A 23483-nucleotide genomic window follows, 5' to 3' on the forward strand; every position below is an offset into this window, starting at 1 on the left:
TATGGGGGAAATAATTATGAAGAGAATACTCAGAGTACTTCTTGTAATTGCACTTATCTTTTCGGTTTCATTTTCTTCTATGCCAATATCATCAGGAGCAGCCTTCAATGATCTTAGACGCCACGGCGTTAAGGTGGATCTGAAAAAGGGAAACTGGACATCTTTTTACACCAAGCTTCCCGGTACAAGCAAATATCAAAAGCTCTACGCCAAGATAACCAAATTCTCCACAGGCAGCAAGGGCGGTAAAGGTGGCGGCGGTGGAAGTTCCGGCGGTGGAAACTACAAGATCACCATACAGATTCAGATTCCAAGTAAGATCAATAAAAAAGTTGCCAAGCACTTCATGAAAAGAATAAATAACGGTAAGACCGTGGGCAATGAGTTCATAGATTACGTTGATATCTGCATCGTGGATTTTAAGACCGGTGAAAATCTTAAGAGCGTTCAAACCGACGGCGAGAAGGGCCTTAACTATCAGGAGGTTGTTGTTCAGGAAGAAAATGAATGGAAGAAATACAAACCTCAGAAGGCAAAGATAGGAAGTAATACATATAGCTACTATGTATCTTACGCCAAGACCTATTCGATTACAGTGCCGACAGGCTACACTGACCTGTGTATCGGTGTATGCGGAACCCACATAAGTAACTATGAAAAAATGACTGACTGGAATCTTGGCTTTGCGGAAGGCTACACCAACCTTTCCGACACCTCTCACGTTAAGCTCAGGAATAAGAAGCTTACAGGAAAACTGTGCCATTTCTTTAGGATTACACCTACAACTACAAGCAAATAAATAAAAGATAAAAAAAGCTTAAAATCTTCGGATATTTAAGCTTTTTTTTATTTTATTTCGTATAATGTAAGAAGGTGCCAAGGTGTGCCTTAGAAGTGATGCATATAACGGATTGTTGTATTTTCAGGTGAGGGATAACCCACAAAGAGGTTCAATATGAAAAAAATCCTTATTGTTGATGATGAGAAGATTACACTTGGAATGACCAAGCACATTCTGGATTTGGATTATGAGACTTTCTGTGCAAAATCCGGAAAGGATGCTATTCGTATCTATAAAGCAGAAAGACCGGATATGATAGTTTCTAATCTTCAAATGCCTGATATGTCGGGATTCGAGCTTCAAAGCACCTTGCAGCATCAGTATGCAGAGCGTATTCCTGTTATTTTCATGACAGCGGCTGCAGAGGATGAAGAGATAGAGATAAAGGGTGTTGATATAAAAAGCATCAATCTGATAAGAAAGCCATTTAGAGCTGATGTCCTTCTGGATAAGGTTGAAGAAGTCTTTGCCAGAGTCAAAAAGGTAAGGGGCAACAGGGTTCCCACAGAGACAGATCCAATGACAGGTCTCTACAACAAGTCTTCATCTCAGCTTGAGATTGGCGATATGTGCCGTGAAGTAAAGGGCACTCTTATGATGATAGACATTGACAATTTCAAGCAGGTTAACGATGTCTATGGCCATAACATGGGTGATAAAATTCTTATCCGCTTTGCAGAGATTGTAAGAGCGGCTGTAAGAAATAACGATATTGCCGGCAGAATGGGCGGAGATGAGTTTATTGCTTTTTGCCAGAATGTCAGCAGTGAAGAGATTATTGCAGGAAAAGACAGATTCATGAACGAGGAGCTGCTTAAGTCAGCTAAGGAGTTCATGGGAGAGGATATGAATATTCCTCTTGGTGTGTCTGTAGGTGCTGTTATGGCTCCGGATGAGGGCACTGATTTTCTTACGCTTTACAGAAAGGCCGACAAGGCTTTGGCAGCTGCTAAGCAGGAGGGAAAGCATAAGCACAATCTTTATGTTGAAGACAAGAAGGATAAGGATGGTAAAGAGAATCCTGTTTCAGATATAGAGAAGGAGATGCTTACCCTTGGTGAGAGCAGTATGGGCAAGGGTGCCTATAAGGTATCAGCTAACGAGTTTAAAACCATTTACAGATTCCTCACAAGAGTTGGTCAGAATTATCAAAAAGAAAACCGCCTGATCATTTTCACAATATCTCCGGGGGAAGGTAGTAAAAAGCTTGGAGATGCTGTTTCCAAATTTAATGACAGCCTTTGCAATTCCCTTAGAAACAGCGACGTTGTAACACTAAGCGGAAAGAACAAGGTTGAGCTCATTCTTCTTGAAGCAGGGGCTTTGTACTGTGAGATGGTAATCGAAAGGGTGCTTGAAAACTGGAAAAAGCTGGATCCTTCTGAGAAATTTGAGGTCACCTACGAGGTGGAATTGATCAGATAAAATGCATAAAATTTTCAGTATTTATGCGGCAAAATGAAAGTTAAATACATTTGTTTTTCCTCTAAAGTAAATTAAATATCGGCACGATAATAAAAGTGAACAAACAAATTACATGCAAAACGGCCGATAGCATGAAACAAATAATGATATATAACGGAGGACAAGCTAATGTATATGTACGAATTGTTTCTTGCAAAAGATGTTAATGGAAAGAGCATACACTTTGTTGAGACCAACCACAAGGCAGATGATCTTGAGAATTGGCTTAAGCAGCTGGTTAAGGACAACACCATATCCCAGGATGTTGCAAACGCAGTAACCTTCGTTTGGTAATCATAACAGCTATGAACTGAACTTCGCTTAGCAATTCAATAGGATCAGCCACAATAAGTGAAGAACGCATAGAATAAAGAGACTACTAAAAATGTAGTCTCTTTTTACGTTTACAAAGATTTTCAATGTAGTAATTATAGTTTATTGATATAAGTACTTTTGATTATCGGGGGTTGTATTTATATGTTTTTCGGGTTAAAATTCTATCACACTTAAATAGAGTGTATAAAATGTAATTTATAGTTTTTATTGACATAGGAGGACAAAATGAGCGAAACAGCAAATCAGGAAATCATTAATTCAAGCATGCTCGTTGGAGAGATCATCACAAAGCACCCTCTTGCAGCACAGTTCCTTATGGAGTGTGGAATGGGTTGTATCCATTGCCCTGCTTCACAGATGGAGTCTCTTGCAGAGGCTTGTGCAGTTCATGGCATCGATGGTGACGAGATCACTGATGCTCTCAACGATTATCTTGCAGAGCACAACTCATAATATGAGTTAAAGTTTATCGCGTATTTCCGCTTCGGTTCTGTCTATTTCAAGCCAGAAATCGTTAGCGGACATGCGGATAGCGCCTGCACCGTAAATAATTACCTGTTCTATTGCATCCGAAGTCGCTACTGTTACGCGACTTTTTTTACTGTATTCATGAGCCGTTCTTTCTATGTACTGATCGGCTGTCTCAGCTTCCTTGGTGAAAACAACATCCAAATTGTGGTATTTAAGCACATGCTCTGTACCGCCGGGAACTCTGTATGCATCAAACACCAGGATCACATTTTCCCTTCTGTAGCCCTGAAAATTTGATAAAATATCCATCAGTTTATCCCTGGCGGATTTAATGTCATGCTCTGCCAGGTTTCTAAGCTCATTATTGGCATAAATAATATTGTAGCCATCCACCAGAAGATAAGAGTTCTCGGGTGTGTACTCGTTTTTAGCTTTATATTTTTTCTCGGGAGCTTTATTTGCAGCTTTTCTCTTGCGCTCCTCATCTGCCTTGGCATCATAGCGAGGCTTAACCTTGCCGTAGGTTCTCTCAAAAATCTGATCCAGTTCCTTTATGGTGGCGCTGTAGTTTCGCTCTCTTTCCTCGTAGGAGAGCTCCTGCGCTGAAGATTTAATATCGGATGAGCGAAAGCTCTTAAGTTCATCGCCTAAGAGGGATAAATCTGTCTCAGGAGAGTTGAGGTTAAGTGTGCCGGATGCGCCTGAATTTCCATCTGACCAGCCTGTATCCACATGCATGTGGTTTCTTACTTCATCCCAGGGTATGAGCGTTCCTGCGCCGTGTGAGCAAAATACACTGCCTGTTGGCTGCTCAATATCTCTGTCAGGATCGTAGTCGAAAGCTTCAATGATCTCCTCAGCATTATGGCAGGGCTCATAGCCGCGAAGATTAAGAGAAATCCTGCCTTGGCCGTGGGTAAAGGAGATAAGCGAAGCAGAATATCCAGAAAGCTCTGATGCGGGAACGGTACCTGTAATAACCGAAGATCCATCCTCTTTTACCTCCGGAGGATTGCTGGTGCCGTTCATTCTGCTCATATCGCTAAGTACTCTTCCAACGCAGTCTCCCGGTACTTCGATTTCATAATCATATACAGGCTCTAAAAGGATGCTGTCTGTCATCATAAGTCCCTGACGTACAGCACGGAGAGTAGCTTCTCTGAAGTCTCCGCCCTCTGTGTGCTTATCGTGTGCACGACCGCCGATTACGGTTATGCGCATATCGGTAATATCTGAACCTGTAAGAACGCCCCTGATCTTAAGCTGTTCAAGATTGGAAATAATAAGGTTTTGCCAGTTCCTTGCAAGGAGATCCGTTTTGCAGTCTGTATCAAAAATAAGACCGCTTCCCGGCTCAGCAGGAGACAGTAAAAGATGAACCTCTGCATAATGACGCAGGGGCTCAAAATGTCCCACTCCTTCAACGGCAGTTCTTATGGTCTCCTTGTATACGATGGTCTCAGGTCCGAAATCTATATCAATATCAAAGCGTTCCTTGCAAAGATGCTTTAACACCTCCATCTGAACCTCACCCATTATCTGGACGGAAATGTCTCCTGTCTGATCACTCTTGTGTACAGACAAAAGAGGCTCCTCCTCGGCTAAGGTAAGGAGATTGTTATAGACTGTGAATTTATCGGCATCCTCAGGCAGCATAATGGTTGTAGAAAGAATGGGCTGCAAAAGCTCTGCGGTTTCTCCAAGGAGATTACCAAGTCCCTGACCTGCACGGGTTTTGGAAAGGCCTGTAACTGCCACGATTTTGCCACCGCCTGCTTCCATTAAAAGTTCGTATTTTTCGCCGGAATACGCCCTTATCTGGTCGACCTTTTCATCGAAGATCATATCTCTTGGATGGAGGGTGCCTCCGGTAATTTTCATCCAGGTGATTCTGGCACCAAGGCTGTCTCTTGAAATCTTATATACTCTTGCACCGAATTCTTCGCCGTATTCAGGTTCTGTAGCATACCTTTCAATTAGCTCTGTAAGCTCCGTTACGCCCTCCATTTTAAGGGCAGAGCCAAATACGCAGGGGAAAAGCTTTCTGTCTGCGATAAGGGCGGATATTTCGTCATCGGTTACGTGGCGGCCGCTTTCAAGGTATTCAGCAAGGAGCTCGTCATCGCAAAGAGCCAGCTCCTCCTGAAAATCTTCTGAACTGATATCAACTGAAAAATCCAGCACATGGGATGATAATCTTTTTCTGATATCCTCATAGACGCGAGCTTTGTCAGCCCCTGTCTGGTCCATCTTATTAACGAAAATAAATGTAGGAACCTGATAGTGGGATAAAAGCCTCCAAAGAAGTGACACCTGGGATGTGACGCCATCAGCAGCACTGATTATCAGTATAGCCACATCCAGAACCTTCATGGTGCGCTCTGTTTCAGCAGTAAAGTCAGCATGCCCCGGAGTATCAAGGAGAGTCACACTTGTTCCATTCTGTAAGGTGAGCTCCGCCTGCTTTGAAAAAATGGTGATGCCACGGCTTCTTTCAAGAGAATAGGTATCAAGGAAGGTATCGCCATGATCAACTCGTCCTGATTTCCTAATGGCTCCTGATGTAAAAAGCAGCGCCTCGGACAAAGTTGTCTTGCCGGCATCAACGTGTGCATATATGCCAATATTTAAGTGTTTAGTAGTGTTTGATTCGGTTCTCATGAGTTTTATTCTAACATTAAAAGAAATATTTTTGAGAAAAAATAAAAAAAATAAAATTAATGGTTGCTTTTGTTCTCGTGGCGTGGTAATATACCATTTGTCGCCGGGGTGTAGCGCAGTAGGTTAGCGCGCTATCTTAGGGAGGTAGAGGCCGCGAGTTCGAGTCCCGCCACTCCGACTACTAAAACCTTGAATTCTTAGGAATTCAAGGTTTTTTTTGTAGAAAATCCTATTTTCCCTTTTTCCCAAGAAGACCTATAATATGGTATAGTAATAAGAACAATTATCGATACTAGGAGCCGATATGAAAAAGAGTTGGGGAGAGAAAAGGTTTTTATCAGCTGTTATTCTGACAGCCATGCTGGGCACTATTTGTTGTTCTGATTGCAACAGCGTGATTTTTCAGGAAAATGTGGGCAGCCTTGTGGTTCACGCCCAGGAAAATGAAATAAAGGTATCACAGCCTGTTATAAAGGGTTGCGATAATAAATATGACGGAATGGTCCTTAGGTGGAAAGAGTCCGAAAATGCGGAGGGCTATAACGTATATAGAAGGACAAAATCCTCACAGCCATGGACACTTATTGCAACAGTTCCGGCGGGAACACTTTCCTATAAGGATAAGGACACCATGAAGGATGGCGGTCTGTACACATACATGGTTCAGGCCTATAACGGAACAATTCTTTCCAAGGAGTCTGCGGCAAAGACCTTTACCAGAGTGAACATAACTCTTGCCAAGGTGAAGGTGGCATATAAGCAGAAGAGTGCCAGAGAAATGCTGGGCATGATAAATGATTTCAGGCGAGGCTCTGACGCCTGGGTTTGGAATGCCACAAATACCACTAAGGTATATATATCGGGGCTTGGAAGATTATCCTATGACTACGCTCTTGAAAAGATTGCCATGACAAGAGCTGCAGAGATCGCTATCAATTTTTCACATGAAAGACCAAACGGCAACAGCTGTTTTTCTGCTCTTGATGATGCAGGATATATTTACACCGCAGCGGGCGAGAACATTGCCTATGGCTACAAGACCGCAAAGGCAGCATTTAAGGCTTTTCAGGAAAATGACAACAAGTACATCGGCCAGGGCCACCGCAGAAATATGCTTAGTAAGGACTACAATGTCTGCGCTATAGGTCACGTTAAGGTAAACGGTGTTCACTACTGGGTTCAGGAGTTTGCCAAGACTACTGAGGATTCTGACTACACCAAGACTCAGAGCGCCACACTTAAGCTTAACCTGGAGATTGCATCAGAGGATCTTGATAACTATAAAAAGGCCCTTAAACCCATAATCGTCAAGTACAAGGATTATGCGCCTTCAAAGGTTCAGATAATAGGAGCAGAACCCAAGAAAAGGCAGATCACACTTGCTTTTACAAGATCCACAGGAGCTATGGGCTACGAGATATACCGTTCCGAAAAGAAAAAATCCGGATATAAAAGAATAAAACGTATCGGCAAACAGGATAAACTGACGTATACTGATAAGAAGCTATCATCTAAAAAGAAGTACTATTATTACATCGTGCCATACAGAATATCCCATGATACCTATGTATATGGCAAAAAATCAGACGTGATAAAGGTTAAGACTCGCTAAGAGCTACTGGCAGGAGGATGACATGAATATTGAAGAAAACCAGAATTTGAGAAAAGAAATAGAGAACATAGTTGGTCTTATTCTGGATGACTATAAAAAGGGCAGAGATGTGGATCAGATTGATGTTTTTAATCAGCCTGACCGAGATGCGGTAATCGATATTGTAAATAAGCTCCTTCGCATTCTTTTTCCGGGATATTACAGGGATAAGGTCTACAGAAGCTACAGCGACAACAACAGAATGGGTATCATTATCGAGGACGTCATCTACAATCTTCAGAAGCAGGTTGCCATAGCCTTCAGACATGCGAAGGACTATGAGCATGCAACAGATGATACTCTTAACTGCGGCGCAAGATGCATAACCCTTGAATTTTTCAAGAAAATCCCACATATCAGAGAGCTTGTTGATACAGATCTCCAGGCATCCTACGAGGGTGATCCTGCCGCTTACAGCAAGGAGGAGATCATACTTTCATATCCGGGACTTCTTGCAAGTACCATCAACAGAATGGCTCATGAGCTTTATCTTCTGGAGGTTCCGCTTATTCCAAGGATCATGACTGAGTATGCTCATTCCAAGACGGGTATCGATATTCATCCCGGTGCTACCATAGGAAAATACTTCATGATCGACCATGGAACAGGCATAGTAGTTGGTGAGACATCCATCATAGGAGAACACGTAAAAATCTATCAGGGTGTTACAATAGGTGCTCTTTCCACAAGGGGCGGACAGTCACTTAAGGGTGCCAAGAGACATCCCACAATCGAGGATAATGTAACGATCTATGCCGGAGCTTCAATACTTGGCGGAGAGACCGTCATTGGTCACGACAGCGTGGTAGGCTCCAATGCTTTCCTTACATACTCGATTGAGCCCGGCTCCCGCGTCAGCATGAAAAAACAGGAATTGCAATTCTAATAACGGACTTCGTTCATGATAGAAAAATTATGAGCGAAGTTCTTTTTTATACTAAAGTATCTAAACATGCTTACCGATAATATAGATGTAGGTAAAACTATATTCTTTTTTCATGGAAAGCGGTGAGTATATGGTTAGATCATTATGGTCAGGAGTAGCAGGACTTAAGACACATCAGCAGAAGATGGACGTAATAGGTAACAATGTTGCTAACGTAAATACTACATCTTATAAATCCCAGCAGACCACCTTTGGCGATCTGTTATATCAGACAAGCAGAAGAGCAAACGGTGCTTCAGCAGTAAGAGGCGGAACCAACGCAAGACAGGTTGGTCTTGGTGTAAGAACCGGCGCCATAATGACAAATATAGGAAAACAGGGATCAATCCAGACTACAGACAATGCTCTGGATGTAAGTATCACAGGCGATTCCTTCTTCATGGTAGAAAATGCCAGCGGACAGATGAACTATACAAGAGATGGTTCATTCTCTGTAGACGCTAACGGATATCTTGTTACAAGATCTAATGGATACTATGTAAGAGGTATCACACAGGAAGGCGGAGATGCCGCAAATACCGGAAGAATCCAGGTACTTCCTCTTGATGATGACGGAAATCTTATAAATCTTGCAGGCGAAGCTACAACCTACGCAAGAGTTACAGGAAATATCAGCAGAACAGATTCACTTTTAGCTTCTGAAAATGGTCGCACAGTGAACCTTGAGTTCTATGGAACAGACGGCAAGATTTATACCGCCAGATTCCAGTTTACTAATGCGGGAGATGATAACGATACTACATATCAGGCTAATCTCACTGCAATTTATGATGAAAATCACAATCGTATAGAAGGCGGTGTTCCTGAAAACATGAACGTTGCTCTTAATTATGACCCTGCAACAGGTAAGTTTGTATCAGCAAACGGTGCAGCCAACGGACAGGTTGAAGTGACCTTCCAGGGAGACGCAGCGGCAGCAGGAACCGTTACAATTGATTTTTCGGGCACAACCAATTATGCACCTTTAAATGGAGCTACAAGCTCAAGCCTTGAGACCCATAGAGGCGATATAGAAGGTAACTTCGAGGGCTATCCTGAAGGAATGATGAAGAGCTTTGCAATAGGTCAGGACGGCACAATTACAAGATATTACAGCAACGGTCAGACTAGATTTGCAGGAAAAATAGTAGTTGCAGAGTTTGCCAATGTGACAGGTCTTGCAAAGGAAGGTGAAAACCTCTATTCTGCAACAGGTAACTCCGGCGATGCACAGCTCATGTTTGTTACTGACGATGGCGGATACATGACATCCGGAACGCTGGAGATGAGTAATGTGGATCTGTCCACTGAGTTTACGGATATGATTACCACTCAGCGTGGTTTCCAGGCAAACAGTCGCGTTATTACTGTGACAGATACCCTTCTCGATGAACTGAGACAGCTCAAACGCTGATAATACCTGCATAATTGAACAATGATAATAAACCCGGAATAAGATCTTTTTTAACAAAAAAACCTTATTTCGGGTTTTATATTTATAAATATTCGTTCAGAAAATGTGTAATAAAATAGGGGACATAGACCGAAATATATAGTACAATAAGTATAGGAAAAGTGAATATTGCGACAATTAGCACTCGGTACTAGACAGTGCTAACAAAAGGGGATATAATCATTAGCATATCATTTTTAGCTATACGCAGGAAGGAGATGAGGCTATATGGTAATCGTTAAAATGAACAATACTACAGTTGAATGCAGTATTGCTGCATCGGAACTTCGTGAAATCGGCCTCACCCCTGAAGCAATCATGAACGGTGAGAAGAAAACCGTACCGTTTATGGCACAGCTGAACAGGGAAGTTGGTGAACAGCTGGGATTTAATCCCGAGACAGAAGTTCTAATGATGAGCAAGAACATGATGGTGGATGGAAGTGTCCGCATTTTCGCAATTAAGATGTCCAATGAAGATATCCAGAAGTCTGCAGACAGGATCCGCGGCTCAGCAGAGGCGATTCTCAGAGAGATGACCCAGGAGAGAGTCGATGCGATCAAGCGCAAGACCGGTATGGAGAAGGGACAGGCTCTTAATGAGATGATAGGTCAGGTATCTGAGCTTATCGAGCAGATTTATGATCAGGACGAGGTTCAGGAGCCCGAGATCGAGGCTATCGCAAAGCATATTGTTAATACTGAGCGTTACATGGCGAAGTTCTCTGATATCAATTCTGCTGCACGCTTTTCCAAAATTGCATTCAGTCTGCCAATCACGGCATCCAAGCTCTACAAAGAGAATGATTCATATTATCTGACCTTTGTGCTTGAGCCTGACAATGAGAATACAGTATATGATCTTAGAAGAAGCGGACTTGAATATGCAGACGATCTTGTGATGAATTCTGCAGAACAGACACACGTTGAGGAGACAGGTAAATGCATTATCAAAGAGGATGCATTGTTACACCTTAGAGATATGATATGCTGATAATTGATTTCACAGGAATCTATGAGAACGAGGGATTTACTTTTCATGCAGAAGGAGCCCCTCGTTCTCTTTTGCGTTTAAATGATGTCACAGGGACCAATTGTATCTGTGACGATTTTGCATGGGCGAAAATAAAGGAAAGGCTGCTTGAGCTTGAAGAACTGCCGTCACTGAGATTTTTTGATTCCGGGAATTATCATTACATGTCCAAGGTTTTGATGGATGTTATGAATGATAAGGAAAAGCTTCCTGAATTTGACCTTGTGATGTTTGATCACCACCCTGATATGAAGTGGACTTCATACGGGGAGATTCTATCCTGCGGAAGCTGGGTGTTGAATGCCCTTAAGGATATTGAGGGCCTTAGAAATGTATATATCATAGGCGCTGATGAGAAGCTTACTAAGGAAGTGCAGGAAGAACATCCGGAGTATGAAAAGAGAGTTACCTTTGTCCGTGATATGAATGCCTTTACTGATGCATATAGAAACGAGGGAGATGCAGCGGAGATCTACATCTCAGTAGATAAGGATGTTATAAGTCGGGAGGAGCTTGCAACTAACTGGGATCAGGGCGAGATGACTATAGAAGAATTAAAAAAAGCCCTGGATGACCTGAATAGCAGGTTCCAAGGCAGGATTCTTGCGGTGGATGTTTGCGGTGAATGTGCGCCTGACTCAGATGATATTTTCACTGAGCAGGGGGTAGCATCCAGTAACCGCGTGAATCAAATGATATGCGATATTTTTATAACAGGCTGATTTCGTAATTTATGCTGCCATTCTTGTGTTAAGTGAAAGCAGATGTTCGTAAGCGTGTGACTTACTTCCTGAAGTAATGATAAAGTAAACACCAAGACCTGTAAGGTTAAAGATCATAGCGGGGCCAAGACCTGCTGTGAAAAACAGAGGAGCTGACATAGATCCGAATATGCTTACAGGCACTACACTTATGATGCAAAGGCCAATTCCCACAACCAGTGAAAATGATTTTCTAAGACGGACATTTTCAAGCTCGCTTCTAAGAAAGTTCTCGGTTTCTCCATCCACTGCGCAGAGTTCTCTTTTGAGGAATTTCCACTCCTTCATCTTGTGGCCTGAGAGAATGATAAAGCCAACACCTATTGCTGTAGACAGGAAGAGGAAGCCTACGCCAAGTCCTCCAAGCATCTCAGAGAAAGCATTATTGCCAAAAATATAACGGAAGCTCTCGCCAAGAACAGGACCTGCAGGAGAGATTATGCAAAATAGAATTCCAAGTCCCAGAATCATTTTTGACAGGGCACAGTCTCCCACATAGTCAGCCGCTTCATCGAGAGTTACAAGACGTCTGTAAACTGTGTTAGTCTCTACTATTTCAACAGGTGTTTCTCTCTGCTGTGAGTTAAAGAACCCAAGGCTTTCTGCCAGCTCCTCTGGAGTTCCAAGTTCGCTTATTATAGTTCCTACGACCTCATTTTTAGGCATCCCTGAAGCAATAAGTTCATTATACTTATCCTCTGACATAGACAGAAGCTCTGACTTCGCGCGTCTTATCTCCATAGTGTCAGGAAAATTTGTAAACATTGTCTCTAAATAATTTTTTATTGTCTCCATATATTTGAACCCCTTTCCCTATTGTGCATCAGATATGAATCGTTCGATTACATCCTTGGTCAATTGCCATTCTTCACATTTTTCTTTGTAATAACTCTTCCCTGAATCCGTTATCCTGTAGTAAGTCCTTCGCTTGCCATTTTCAGCTTCCTGACTGAAGGATGTTATATATCCGTTTTTCTCAAGTCTGGTAAAAGCAGAATAGAGCGTGGTTTCTTTTATCAGATATTTGTTGTCGGAGAGAGTTTTGATATTCTTGGATATTTCGTAACCATAAGATGGTTCTTTTATCAGAAAAAATAAGATTATGGTGTCGTTATACCCGCGAATAACATCACTGCTGATTTCCTGCATGATCTATTCCTTTGTAGAAACGCGATTATTTGCTATCCATGTTGATATTTGGTATTACTACGACCATCGTTACTACGACTGTCATAGTAAATATAATACGACTGTCGTAGTATGTCAATAAAAAATCACAACAAAACCATAAATGTCTGATATTATTAATCTATAAAGCTTTTGAGGGAAGTAATCGTGATGAAAATAAAGTGGAACATTAATAAAAAAGCTATTGCGGGAATCGTGGCTTTTACGCTTTTATTCGGGGCTCTTAGCTGCACAGCAGGTATATGGATTTTTGACAGAGCCATCGAGAAAATGTATAACGACAGGGGATATGTGCTGGCAAATATTATCCTGAATGAAATCGATCATGACAAGATTGCCGAGTATACCAGAACCTGGGAGGCGGATGATTATTATCATTGGATGGAAGAGTACCTTCGAAGAATAGAAGAATATTCGGGTGCTGCTTTTATCTATATAGCTGTTCCTTATGAAGATAAGACCATGAGATATGTCTACGATTCTGATACCTTTATCGGAGATACGGATCCAATCGCGGCATCCTTTGAAGAGATATGGACTGCGTATACCGAGGGGGAGAGACCATCAAGCTATCTTGTTAGAAGATCCAAAAAATACGGATATCTCACATCGAGCTGTCTTCCTGTTAAGGACAGTACCGGACAGGTGGTTGCTCTTTTATTTGTTGATACATATATGGATGTGATCATATCCACTCTTCTGAAATATGTTTTTAACATTACGGTTATTACGCTTGTTTTGCTTGTGATTTTCTGCGTCTTGAACTGGATAGTCATGCGTAAAAACTTTATTGATCCCATAATGCTGATAAGAGACAGCGTCGGGAAATTTGCTAAAGGCAGCGCACAGGCAGATGATTCTCTTAATAAAATAAAGTCCGGTGATGAAATTGAGGATCTGGCAAAATCCGTCCATGATATGGAAAAGGAGATCATCAACTATATCGATGATATTAAGAGCATTACCGCAGAGAGGGAGCGAATCGGAGCTGAGCTGAACGTGGCAACAAGAATTCAGGCTGATATGCTGCCTAGTATTTTCCCTCCTTTTCCCGACAGAGATGCTTTTGATATCTATGCTACAATGTCTCCCGCCAAGGAAGTGGGCGGTGACTTTTATGATTTTTTCCTTATAGATGATGATCATATAGCAATGGTTATGGCGGATGTATCCGGAAAAGGTGTACCTGCAGCTCTTTTCATGGTTATTGCGAAGACCCTTATTAAAAACAGAAGTATGATGGATGAGAAGATGTCTCCCGCCCAAATACTGTATGATGTAAACAATCAGCTCTGTGAAGGTAACGATTCGGATATGTTTGTGACTGTGTGGCTGTGTATCATTGAGCTGTCCACAGGAAAAGGAATTGCATCTAATGCAGGTCATGAGCATCCGGCGATAAAGCATGAGGGCGGACAATACAGCTTTAAGGAATACAAGCACTCTATGGCAGTTGCGGTATTCCCTGAGACAAAGTTTGAAGAGCATGAATTTCAGATTATGCCCGGTGATTCAATATTCGTCTATACGGATGGTGTAGTGGAAGCGACAAATGTAGCTGATGATCTCTATGGAACTAAGAGACTTCTTGATGCTCTTAATATCGAGCCTGATGCAGACGCCAAACAGCTACTTACAAATGTTAAAAAGAACGTGGAAGAATTCGTCGGTGCAACATCGCAGTTTGATGACATGACCATGATGTGCTTTAAGTATTACGGCGAAAATGAATAGTGTGTGTAAATCCTTAGTTCTGTAAATAGGATTTCCTAAGATAATTGACGAGTCAGACAATGGCAGAATTGCTATGTCTGGCACGTTTTTAGTGTCGACAGTTCTCAAAGAGATGATTATATAAAATTGAAAATCTTGGTTTCCCTTTTATCTATATTCTGGAAGTTGGGAAGGAATCTCGGAAGATAATTAAGTGAAAGACAGGTCTTTATCAGTGTAAGATAAGACCTGTTTTTTGTTTTGTGATATTTTTGTTCTAGGATGTTCCAAAGAGTTAAGCGAAAAGGAGCGTGTGGTATAAGAAAATCCTGGGATGAGTAGATTGCTGGGAAAATAATAATAAAGGAGATTCTAAATGAAAAAGCCTTTATCTCTGGATAGCAAAATGATAGAGAGTCAGAATATATCCTATTGCATATTTGGCGAGGGAGATATTGATCTGGTTATTGAAATGGGGCTTGGCGCAGTTGCCGGTGAGTGGTGGCACATTGCAGAGCAGCTTTCAGAACAATTTACCGTTCTTTTGTATGAGCGCGGAAGAAATATTATCAAGGCGCGCTCGCCGAAAAATATAGCCGAAGAATTACATACTTTGCTAATGGAACTACCCTGTAAAAGTAAGATTATTATTTTGGCACATTCACAGGGTGGTCTGTATGCGCAGCAATTTGCCAGATTGTATCCCAATATGATTCGTGGCATAGTGTTTGTAGATCCTTTATCTGCAAATGACAATACATATAAAACAGTATTTACTACAACTGATGAGCAGAAAAAGAGTGGGTTTAATAAATCAGAAAACTTTGTAATCATGCGGAAAATGGCTTCTTGGCATTTGGGATTTGTAATTAAACTCATTATGAAAAAAGCACCACCATTTTATTACTATGATCAATTTACACCGGAAGCAAAGAAATACATTTTAGATGAATTAACAAAGGTAGAACTTCATGATGCCGCCTTAGAGGAATATCGCCTGGCACATGAGGAAAAGGAGATCTGTCAATTAAAAGAAAGAGGGAACTTTCCGCAGATTCCTATCGTACTTATAACCCATGGAAGTGAATTTGAAATAAAAGAAATAATGGAATTTGGACAAACCACAAAAGAATTTGCAGAAAAAGTTGAAGAGCTGTGGCAGTCTTTGATGCAGGAATACCTTACTTTTTCAGAAAAATCGATCTTGTTAAGAGCAGACAATAGTGGCCATTATATTCATTTGAGTGATTTTGAAGTATTAATTAAGGCATTACAAGAAGGAGAATCATGGACATAGGGGGGTAAAGATATGAGCTTACAATTTGTAAAAGCAAGCACTTCGGATGCTTTGACACTTAATGGAATATCTAAAAGAGCCTTTGATAGCGATGTTCAGGTTGGAGCACCTTCAGCTGGTGGGCCACCTGGATATATGTCTGTTTCTTATCACACAAAGATGGCCAGATCAAATCACTTGTATAAGCTCACGGACAATGGACTAATTGTTGGCGGTGCGATTCTATTTTTGGAAAAAGACAAGTTGAACATCGGAAGGATCTTTGTAAGCCCGGAGCATTATCGCAAAGGCTATGGAGTCTACATGATGCAGGAAATTGAGACAATGTTTTCAAATGTAAAGGAATTTGTATTAGATACGCCCATTTGGAATGTCAGAACAAACGCCTTTTATACCAAGCTGGGATATGTGGAAGTGAGTCGGGATAATGAATTCATTTATTATATTAAGAAATGTGAGTGATGAAAGGGAAATTATTATTTGATAAAAATCGAATTATTATCAGAGACAAATTTCTGTTTAGAATCATTAGATTCATACTTCAAAGATAATGTCTGTTTGTATTATTAAGTATAACATACCCCTTAGTGGGGCTAAGCCGCAGATCGGTGGTGCTAAATTAAAAAACAATAGTGCTGAGCAAAGATCAGCACCGGTGTTATAAGACCGAAATAATCAGCTATGTGGTCCTGCGGAACAAGAGCATCCATGCTCACAATCTGCATCTGTTCACGTTTACTTTCAGTATTAGAAGTCATCATAAGTTTTATTCCCAAAATAGTTCATCCAGTGTTTTATAATAGTTAGTGTAAATGTAGATGTCATTCTTATAGATATTGGGGAGAGAAAATATAATGTTTTGTTCAAAATGTGGGAAAGAATTAAAACCGGGACAAAAGTTTTGCGGACATTGCGGTACTATGGTGCCCGGAGCTGAAATCATACAGAAGGATACATTTTATGTAAGAAAGCTTCCATTAGTGATGATCGTTCTAATGACACTGGGACTTATCATCACGTCCTTCACCATGGGCGCAGGTAGTATGACCTTTGCCATGGGTATTTCCTGCTTACAGGGAATAGTCCTGATTTTCCTCATCTACAGACTGGACCGGATAGAGCCTGAGCCTCTTTCATTGCTCGTGAAACTGTTTCTGTTTGGAGCAGTACTTTTGCCCATTGTGGCAATGATCATCGAATCAGTCATTGAAGTAGTGGTAGATGTAGTGTCAGGGCCTGGAACGATATTAAACAGTATTCTGAATGCTTTTTTGGTTGCAGCTTTTACCGAAGAAATATGTAAATATGCTGTATTAAAGAAAATGACCTGGAGACATCCGGCTTTTAATTTCCGATTTGACGGAGTTGTCTATTCAACCACTGTTGCAATAGGATTTGAAGTGGTTGAGAATCTTCTTTACCTTATTGGATCAGATGCCGGCACGGCATATCTCAGATCAGCTTTTCCGGGCCACTGCATCTTCGGTATATATATGGGATATTACTATGGACAGGCCAAAAGCCTGGAACTCATGGGAGACGTTAAACGATCAGTCCGGATGAGGCGAAAAGGAGTTTTAGTCGCTATTTTAATCCATGGAATATACGATTCTGTTGCAATGGTATGCAGCGGGAGTGAGAATGAGATTCTCATATTAATGGGCATGCTTGCACTGGTAGTCATCATGTGCGTATTAAATGTCAATGCCTACAAGAATATCAAGAGATTTGCACATGAAGATACGCCTGTATGACATGGATTTGTGCAAATTAAAACCTTATCTATTGGAAACAGGTATTTGGAAGAGGTAGACATATACCTGTCTGATAACAGGGCAGCTGCGCAAAATCCGGTAACAGGAGTGCTTCTTAAGGATATTCCTGTATCCTACAAAAAACAGATACAGGAATCGATAAAAAGAGCTTGAAGATTATGTAATCTCAAATTCTTTGCTTAGCTCATTATTTCATGATGTTACTGCTTTTTATTTCAGGACCTTCGATTTTCTCTCCGGTAGCAATCTGCTTGCTGGTTGAGTTCTGCCTGATTCTTGAGTGCCTGTTGGATTCGTGTTTATCTGCCACACCTTCAAGTTTCATAAGACCATCCAGATTAGTGGCATTTACTACTCCAATATGAGGATTTTTCTTGAAGGAGCTGATAACCTTCTGTATGCTCCTGGAATTTGAAAGCCTGGTGTGTCCATTACCGATTGACCAGCCTCTTGTGATGTTATCCTTTTTTTCATAGGCCTTGGCAGTTCTGTCAGCCTCTGATAAAGCTGAGAGAAGTTCATTCAGGGTATTGCCGTTATTGAGGTTTGTGGCTTTGACAGCATTGTCAAGAGCGTCCTTCATGGCATTGTATTCAGGTGAGTTGTCCTCTCTTTTTCTGTTTGTATAGGTACCTTCGAGAGCCTTCTTTTTCTTCATAAGGCTCTCCCTGAGAGCAGCAACTGCATATCTCTGATCAGGATCAAGGGCTTCGATCATCGGATTATCAGCGGGATCTTCTTTGATCTTGCCGCTCTTTATGGCTTCTTCTTTTTCCTTCTGAGCTTTCTCAGCTTCAGCGGCTGCCTGCTCTTGCTTTCTCTGCTTAATAACCTCCGGTGTGGCCGGAATAATCTCATGCATTTCGCTATTAATCATGACAGACATCTTGATCTTGCCTTGAGCCAGGTCACCGTCTGTCATATTGATAGCCATATGTGCTAATACTGAATTGATATATTTTTGCTCATTTCCGTCACCAAAATAACTGTAGTCGCGTGAAGTTCCAAAAGGTATTCCATAGGCGGCTGCATAATTCATCTTCTGGCCGTCTTTCTCAACGATCACATTTTTAAGGAGATAATTCAGCATATCTGTTGATAGCTGATCAGAAATCTCATCGCTCATTCCGGGCACACCCTCAAAGGTGTCATGGATCATCTGGCTACACATCTCGCCCTTGTATTTAGATAATTGGTTTCCGGCCTTGATTATGTTTTGGTAGCCATTGCCGCGCTGTATTTCCTTATCGGTTGATGTGGCAGTATCCCATAGTTTCTTTCTGTCTGCTTCCTCTATGTCTTCTACTAAATTTGTTGCAGCATAACGCTTAGGCATTATTTTATCCTCCTGAAATTGTATTATTCGGCACTTTGAACCGTTAACTTTTTATTTTATATATATATATGATTACTAATTAAAAATCCCACGCATATTATAAAAAAATCTTTTTAATAAAAGATTAAACATTATTCAAGCTGCTTTTTCGTTTGACCTTACAGCGATTCTAACCTAAAGAATTTGACAAGATAATTTATATTGCACTTTATACTTGAAATAACTAACATTGTTAGTATAATATTAACTAACAATGTTAGTTATTTTTGATTGGGAGATGTTATGCCAAGAACAGGATTATCAAAAGAAGAAATAGTAGAAAAAGCTGCAGAACTGGCCAACGAAAAGGGGCTGTCTTACTTGTCGGTTACTACACTGTCAGAATATTTAGGAATCAGGAAGCCTTCATTGTACAATCACATGAAGACCATAGAAGATATGCACAGAAGTCTTATGATATATGGTTGGCAAACTGTATCGGAAGACGTTGTCAGAGGAATTGATTCTTCAGATGAAAAAGCAAATCTATTTGATTACGGAAAAAAATTCTATAAGTTTGCAATAGAGAATCCTGGCGTATTTGAAGCTATGCTCTGGTATAACAAATACTCAGATGATGCGCTGCTTTCTGCCACAGAAGGATTATATTCTTTTTTCTTCAAGCAGACAGATGGCTTAGGGATAGATCGTGAGATCGCTAATCACTTGCTTCGAACATACAGATCTTTCCTTGAAGGTTTTATTATGCTTCAGATTCATAATTCTTTTGGAAATCCAATATCATTGGAAGAGAGCTTTGAGATATCACTGAATGTGATGATATCCGGGATGGATGGGTATAGAAATAAGAGGGGTAATAAAAAATGATTGAGTTCAGAAATGCTGAGGTGGCTGATGCAGGTGAAGAGCGTAAGTGGAAAAAGGATATACATATTCAACTTGCAGATATGAAATATCTTGATAGCTGCATAGACATTTTGCAAAATTCTGATTTAGGAAAAGCGTATTTTAGCGATCATGAAAAGGCAACTAATATGCTTACATATGCAGTGGAACAAAAAAACGTATATGTAGCACTGGATGAAAATGAGAAATGTTTAGGATTTATTTACTACATGATAAATGGTGTTTTTGGAAGCTGCCCTTATCTTCATATTGTTGCTGTAAAGGAAGAATACAGGAGTTATGGTATTGGTAGACAGCTGATGAAGTATTTTGAAGATAATGCTTCTGATTCTCCTTCAGCAAAATATTTTTTGACTGTAGATGATTTTAACCCGAGGGCAAAGAAATTATATGAAAATCTGGGGTATAAGTGTGTTGGAGAACTACCTGATTTTTATAAAAATGGGATTAACTGCTATCTGATGATGAAAAGAAGAGGGTAAAGATATGAGCCTACAATTTGTAAAAGCAATGATGTGATATCAACAACGCAGAAAGAGCTTGATATGAGGGAGTTATAGGTGAGCGACATGGTAATAGAAACGGATAGATTGATAATTAGAGATATAGAACTGCCGGATGGAGAGGCGTTTATTCATATGGCTTTGGATGGGAGCTTGAATGATGTAGGCTTTGGCAAAGATTGCAGTTACTGGATGGATGACTGGATTATAAAAGCACAAAATCTGGCGCGAGAGGACGATCCTCGAAAGAATTATCTTGCTTATGTGATTGAAGATAAAATAACAGGTTCGCCTGCCGGAGCTGTCGGATGTACATTTTATGAAGATTTGGAGAAAGTGGGCATTACTTATTTTATCGGAGCTGATTTTCGAAATAATGGATACGCTTCAGAAGCAATAAAGGCGTATGTTTGTTATTTCTTTGAGCATTATGATGAAAATGAGATAATTGCCACTATCCGTGAGGATAATCTTCCATCTTGGAAAACGATAGAAAGAGTAGGCTTTTCGCTGACAGAGAAAAAAATGTACAGAGATATTAATGATGCAAAAGAAAAGCTATACCGTTTCTATTTGGCACAAAGAAATCAGCAATTATAAGTTAATCGGACTGAAAATAGGACAGATTTGAACAGAAAATGACAGGATGAGTACTTACTGACCAGATATACTAATTGTGTCAGGGTAAAGGAAAGGCTGTTTCGAGTCGTTGGTGTATGTTTAGCAACGGCCGGAACGGAGTAGGAGATTGTATAAGATGGAGTGGCTTACCAGCATTCGCACAGCAATTGATTATATGGAAGAACATCTGAAAGACAACATCAGTGCGCAGGATGTGGCAGATCAGGTGTATATTTCTCCGTTCTTTCTTCAGAAGGGATTTTCCTTGATGACCGGATACGGAATCGGGGAGTATATCAGAAACCGCAGGCTGTATCAGGCAGCATTGGATCTGAAGAATACGGATGATAAGGTAATCGATATTGCATACGCTTATTGCTATGAGACGCCTGAGAGCTTCACAAAGGCATTTTCTCGCTTTCACGGTGTAACACCATCACAGGTCCGTGATGGGGCGGCTGTGAAGACGTTCCTTCCACTGACTGTAAAACTACAGGTTCAAGGAGGCAATCAAATGAATTGTAAAATTACAAAAATGTTCCAGTTTAAGGTTATCGGTTTTCAAAAGATATTTGATAATGATACTGCTTATCAGGAGATTCCAAAGTTCTGGGACGAGATTTGCGAGAAGTATGCAGCAAATGTTTATGCCGGGAATGCTCCGGCCAATCCTTATGAGAAGGCTATCGCAGAGAACTGCATTGGAGAGTATGGAGTCTGCATAGATGATATCGGAGAGGGAAAGTTTAGGTATCTTGTGGCTGGGAAGTATGCCGGAGGGGAAGTTCCTGAAGGAATGGTGGTCTATGAGTTTCCGATGGGTGACTGGGCAGTATTTGACTGCATCGGCCCTATTCCTGAGGCACTGCAGAGCCTGAATACACAGATTTTCAATGAGTGGCTTCCGGGTAATCCGGACTATGAACTTTGCGGGAATGCATCTGCAGAATGGTATGACTGTGTAAATGGCGAAATGACGGATAAGGATTATCACAGTGCAATCTGGATCCCCGTGAAGAAGAAAGATGGAAATAACTGATGAATGTCTTGGAGAGAAGAATCGGGCGACCGATTCTTCTCTCATTAACAAACATGATACCAGTTTCGCAAGATGAAAAGGAGTTACAAATGAAAAGAAAACATGATTTGAGAGATTAAAACAGCCGAAGGGGAGAGTGTTTATGACGGATTTTTTATCTAATCCATGCACCTTAATACTGCTTGGAGATATTGTAGGGAGTTTTCTGCATTATATCTTGCATATGAGTTTTTATGAGATGCGAAAGTTCTTCAAAAAGTGGAAAATTTTGGTGTTTCTAATATATATTCTAACCGGGGTGGCTTTATTTTATATCAACTCATGGGGGATTGCTGTAATTAACCTGCTGGCTGGTATACTTTCATACCTGGTTCCATTGTTTATCTGTTATAAGGTTAATAACGCTCGAGGTATCATTTATTTCATTTTTTTCTTAGCTATCGAGATTATATTAGAATCGGTCCTGGCGTTTTGCGTTGAAGGACTCATGAGTATGGAAGGGGGAAAAGTAAGCTATGAAGCTATGATGCCTCAGAATTTCGCGATTATAGTGGCTTTTCAGATTATTTTGGTAAGGGTTATTAGCTTGGTTGGGAATAAGGAAAAGAATAAGAAACTTGATAGGGAATTATTCCCGTATTTATTATTACCTATTGCAACGATTATTATAGTGGTATTTGATGGTATCAGCTATCTTGGTCAAGACGGATATAATCTTTCACAATATTCTGAACTAATGGTAATTCTTGTTGCTATTAACATACTTGTTTTTGTGTTGCTTGATAAATATTCCAGACTCATGATACTTGAGAATACCGAAAGAGAAAATAAACTAATACTCCAAGCAGATGCAGAAACAATGAAAATCGCAACTAAAGCCATGAAAGAGCGTATTGCTGTTTCAGAGAATATTATGAAACAGGACAGAGCTATGCGTCATGACAGAAGACATTTTGAAGCTCTTCTGCAAACTCTTTTGCAGGAAGGTAATACGCAGGAGGCTATTGAATGTCTTAATGAAAGGCTCAATCAAGAACCGCATGGAGTAAAAAAATATTGTGAAAATACCACGCTTAATGCAGCAATAACACACTATGTAGCAGTTGCTGAAGAAAAGAGCATTAAAGTAAATATATCTGCTACTATACCTGCTTATTTGAATGTGGATGAGATGCAGCTTGCCATAGTGATCAGCAACCTTATTGAAAACGCCATTCATGCCTGCGAAAGAGTTCCAGAGAATGAGAGAAGAATCGACATCAATGCCAGATATAAGAGTCAGCTTTTGATAGAAATCAGCAATTCATGTGCGGATAAAATCGTCCTGGATGCAGAAGGCCATCCGTTTAGTAATGAGGAGGATCATGGAATAGGAACCAGAAGCGTTCTGAATTTCATAGAACAAACTGATAGCGAGATAAGATATATAGCAGAAGAAAAGACCTTCAAAGTTAGAATGTTGACTGGTTAAGGAGAGACTACAATGAATGAGAATAAGAACTCCCTTGTG

At 40.7% G+C, this 23483-nt stretch carries 24 protein-coding genes and 1 tRNA gene; 20 read left to right on the forward strand and 5 right to left on the reverse strand.

Annotated elements, in window-relative coordinates; translation table 11 throughout:
• Positions 1-16: 16 nt before the first annotated feature.
• From G610_RS0100075 to G610_RS0100090, 4 genes are all read left to right on the forward strand, one after another.
• A complete protein-coding gene (locus tag G610_RS0100075) occupies positions 17-799 on the forward strand; it encodes a hypothetical protein (protein ID WP_026523147.1) in 783 nt (260 codons plus the stop codon).
• Positions 800-955: 156 nt separating this feature from the next.
• A complete protein-coding gene (locus G610_RS0100080) occupies positions 956-2266 on the forward strand; it encodes a diguanylate cyclase response regulator (protein ID WP_026523148.1) in 1311 nt (436 codons plus the stop codon).
• A gap of 168 nt (positions 2267-2434) precedes the next feature.
• Complete coding sequence (locus G610_RS22880; protein ID WP_155832692.1) at positions 2435-2599, forward strand: hypothetical protein; 165 nt, start codon at positions 2435-2437, stop codon at positions 2597-2599.
• A 267-nt stretch (positions 2600-2866) separates the two neighbouring features.
• Positions 2867-3094: a DUF1858 domain-containing protein gene (locus tag G610_RS0100090; protein WP_081667087.1), complete on the forward strand. Its 228-nt coding sequence runs from the start codon at positions 2867-2869 to the stop codon at positions 3092-3094.
• Positions 3095-3100: 6 nt separating this feature from the next.
• Here G610_RS0100090 and G610_RS19060 read toward each other — a convergent pair whose 3' ends face one another.
• A complete protein-coding gene (locus G610_RS19060) occupies positions 3101-5773 on the reverse strand; it encodes a translation factor GTPase family protein (protein ID WP_035796504.1) in 2673 nt (890 codons plus the stop codon).
• Positions 5774-5877: 104 nt separating this feature from the next.
• Between G610_RS19060 and G610_RS0100100 the strand changes: the two genes are divergently transcribed.
• From G610_RS0100100 to G610_RS0100125, 6 genes are all read left to right on the forward strand, one after another.
• A tRNA-Pro gene (locus G610_RS0100100) sits at positions 5878-5951 on the forward strand.
• Positions 5952-6077: 126 nt separating this feature from the next.
• Positions 6078-7385, forward strand: a complete 1308-nt coding sequence (locus G610_RS21775; RefSeq protein ID WP_051197370.1) for a CAP domain-containing protein — start codon at positions 6078-6080, stop codon at positions 7383-7385.
• A gap of 22 nt (positions 7386-7407) precedes the next feature.
• Positions 7408-8310 carry a serine O-acetyltransferase gene (locus G610_RS0100110; protein WP_035796505.1) on the forward strand — a complete coding sequence of 301 codons (903 nt, stop codon included), beginning with the start codon at positions 7408-7410 and terminating at the stop codon, positions 8308-8310.
• A gap of 130 nt (positions 8311-8440) precedes the next feature.
• Positions 8441-9763: a flagellar hook protein FlgE gene (locus G610_RS0100115; protein ID WP_026523151.1), complete on the forward strand. Its 1323-nt coding sequence runs from the start codon at positions 8441-8443 to the stop codon at positions 9761-9763.
• A gap of 267 nt (positions 9764-10030) precedes the next feature.
• The gene (locus tag G610_RS0100120; protein ID WP_026523152.1) at positions 10031-10795 is read left to right on the forward strand and encodes an adaptor protein MecA; all 765 of its coding nucleotides are present in this window, start codon (positions 10031-10033) and stop codon (positions 10793-10795) included.
• A complete protein-coding gene (locus G610_RS0100125; protein ID WP_026523153.1) occupies positions 10789-11556 on the forward strand; it encodes an arginase family protein in 768 nt (255 codons plus the stop codon). Before G610_RS0100120 ends, G610_RS0100125 begins: the two co-directional genes overlap by 7 nt.
• 9 nt (positions 11557-11565) lie before the next feature.
• On the opposite strand, the gene G610_RS0100130 is transcribed toward G610_RS0100125, so the two are convergent.
• Together G610_RS0100130 and G610_RS0100135 are read right to left on the reverse strand one after the other, a co-directional pair.
• On the reverse strand, positions 11566-12390 hold the full coding sequence (locus tag G610_RS0100130; RefSeq protein WP_026523154.1) for a permease prefix domain 1-containing protein: 825 nt from the start codon (positions 12388-12390) through the stop codon (positions 11566-11568).
• Between the two features lie 18 nt (positions 12391-12408).
• Positions 12409-12744: a PadR family transcriptional regulator gene (locus G610_RS0100135; protein ID WP_026495345.1), complete on the reverse strand. Its 336-nt coding sequence runs from the start codon at positions 12742-12744 to the stop codon at positions 12409-12411.
• A gap of 189 nt (positions 12745-12933) precedes the next feature.
• Between G610_RS0100135 and G610_RS19070 the strand changes: the two genes are divergently transcribed.
• The 3 genes from G610_RS19070 to G610_RS0100150 all read left to right on the forward strand — a co-directional run bounded on the left by G610_RS19070 (position 12934) and on the right by G610_RS0100150 (position 16255).
• Positions 12934-14517: a SpoIIE family protein phosphatase gene (locus G610_RS19070; protein ID WP_051197373.1), complete on the forward strand. Its 1584-nt coding sequence runs from the start codon at positions 12934-12936 to the stop codon at positions 14515-14517.
• A 355-nt stretch (positions 14518-14872) separates the two neighbouring features.
• On the forward strand, positions 14873-15793 hold the full coding sequence (locus G610_RS0100145) for an alpha/beta fold hydrolase (protein WP_026523155.1): 921 nt from the start codon (positions 14873-14875) through the stop codon (positions 15791-15793).
• A 12-nt stretch (positions 15794-15805) separates the two neighbouring features.
• On the forward strand, positions 15806-16255 hold the full coding sequence (locus tag G610_RS0100150) for a GNAT family N-acetyltransferase (RefSeq protein ID WP_026523156.1): 450 nt from the start codon (positions 15806-15808) through the stop codon (positions 16253-16255).
• 152 nt (positions 16256-16407) lie between these two features.
• On the opposite strand, the gene G610_RS22885 is transcribed toward G610_RS0100150, so the two are convergent.
• Complete coding sequence (locus G610_RS22885) at positions 16408-16569, reverse strand: hypothetical protein (protein WP_155830924.1); 162 nt, start codon at positions 16567-16569, stop codon at positions 16408-16410.
• A gap of 78 nt (positions 16570-16647) precedes the next feature.
• Here G610_RS22885 and G610_RS21780 point away from each other — a divergent pair, with 78 nt between their 5' ends.
• A complete protein-coding gene (locus G610_RS21780; RefSeq protein WP_026523157.1) occupies positions 16648-17547 on the forward strand; it encodes a PrsW family glutamic-type intramembrane protease in 900 nt (299 codons plus the stop codon).
• Positions 17548-17592: 45 nt separating this feature from the next.
• Entirely contained in the window at positions 17593-17721 is a 129-nt protein-coding gene (locus tag G610_RS23660) for a hypothetical protein (RefSeq protein ID WP_256379765.1), read from the forward strand.
• A 34-nt stretch (positions 17722-17755) separates the two neighbouring features.
• Here the strand turns inward: G610_RS23660 and G610_RS0100170 are convergent, their stop codons facing one another.
• Complete coding sequence (locus tag G610_RS0100170; RefSeq protein WP_026523158.1) at positions 17756-18904, reverse strand: hypothetical protein; 1149 nt, start codon at positions 18902-18904, stop codon at positions 17756-17758.
• 282 nt (positions 18905-19186) lie between these two features.
• Between G610_RS0100170 and G610_RS19080 the strand changes: the two genes are divergently transcribed.
• From G610_RS19080 to G610_RS0100195, 5 genes are all read left to right on the forward strand, one after another.
• On the forward strand, positions 19187-19771 hold the full coding sequence (locus G610_RS19080; RefSeq protein WP_035796506.1) for a TetR/AcrR family transcriptional regulator: 585 nt from the start codon (positions 19187-19189) through the stop codon (positions 19769-19771).
• Positions 19768-20292, forward strand: a complete 525-nt coding sequence (locus G610_RS0100180) for a GNAT family N-acetyltransferase (protein WP_051197375.1) — start codon at positions 19768-19770, stop codon at positions 20290-20292. Before G610_RS19080 ends, G610_RS0100180 begins: the two co-directional genes overlap by 4 nt.
• A gap of 87 nt (positions 20293-20379) precedes the next feature.
• Positions 20380-20913, forward strand: a complete 534-nt coding sequence (locus G610_RS0100185) for a GNAT family N-acetyltransferase (protein ID WP_242829595.1) — start codon at positions 20380-20382, stop codon at positions 20911-20913.
• A gap of 157 nt (positions 20914-21070) precedes the next feature.
• On the forward strand, positions 21071-21973 hold the full coding sequence (locus G610_RS0100190; protein ID WP_026523161.1) for an AraC family transcriptional regulator: 903 nt from the start codon (positions 21071-21073) through the stop codon (positions 21971-21973).
• 142 nt (positions 21974-22115) lie between these two features.
• Complete coding sequence (locus G610_RS0100195) at positions 22116-23444, forward strand: sensor histidine kinase (protein ID WP_026523162.1); 1329 nt, start codon at positions 22116-22118, stop codon at positions 23442-23444.
• The last annotated feature ends 39 nt before the right edge of the window (positions 23445-23483 follow it).

It is taken from the genome of Butyrivibrio sp. MB2005, assembly GCF_000424285.1.
In the GTDB taxonomy this organism is placed as follows: domain Bacteria; phylum Bacillota; class Clostridia; order Lachnospirales; family Lachnospiraceae; genus Butyrivibrio.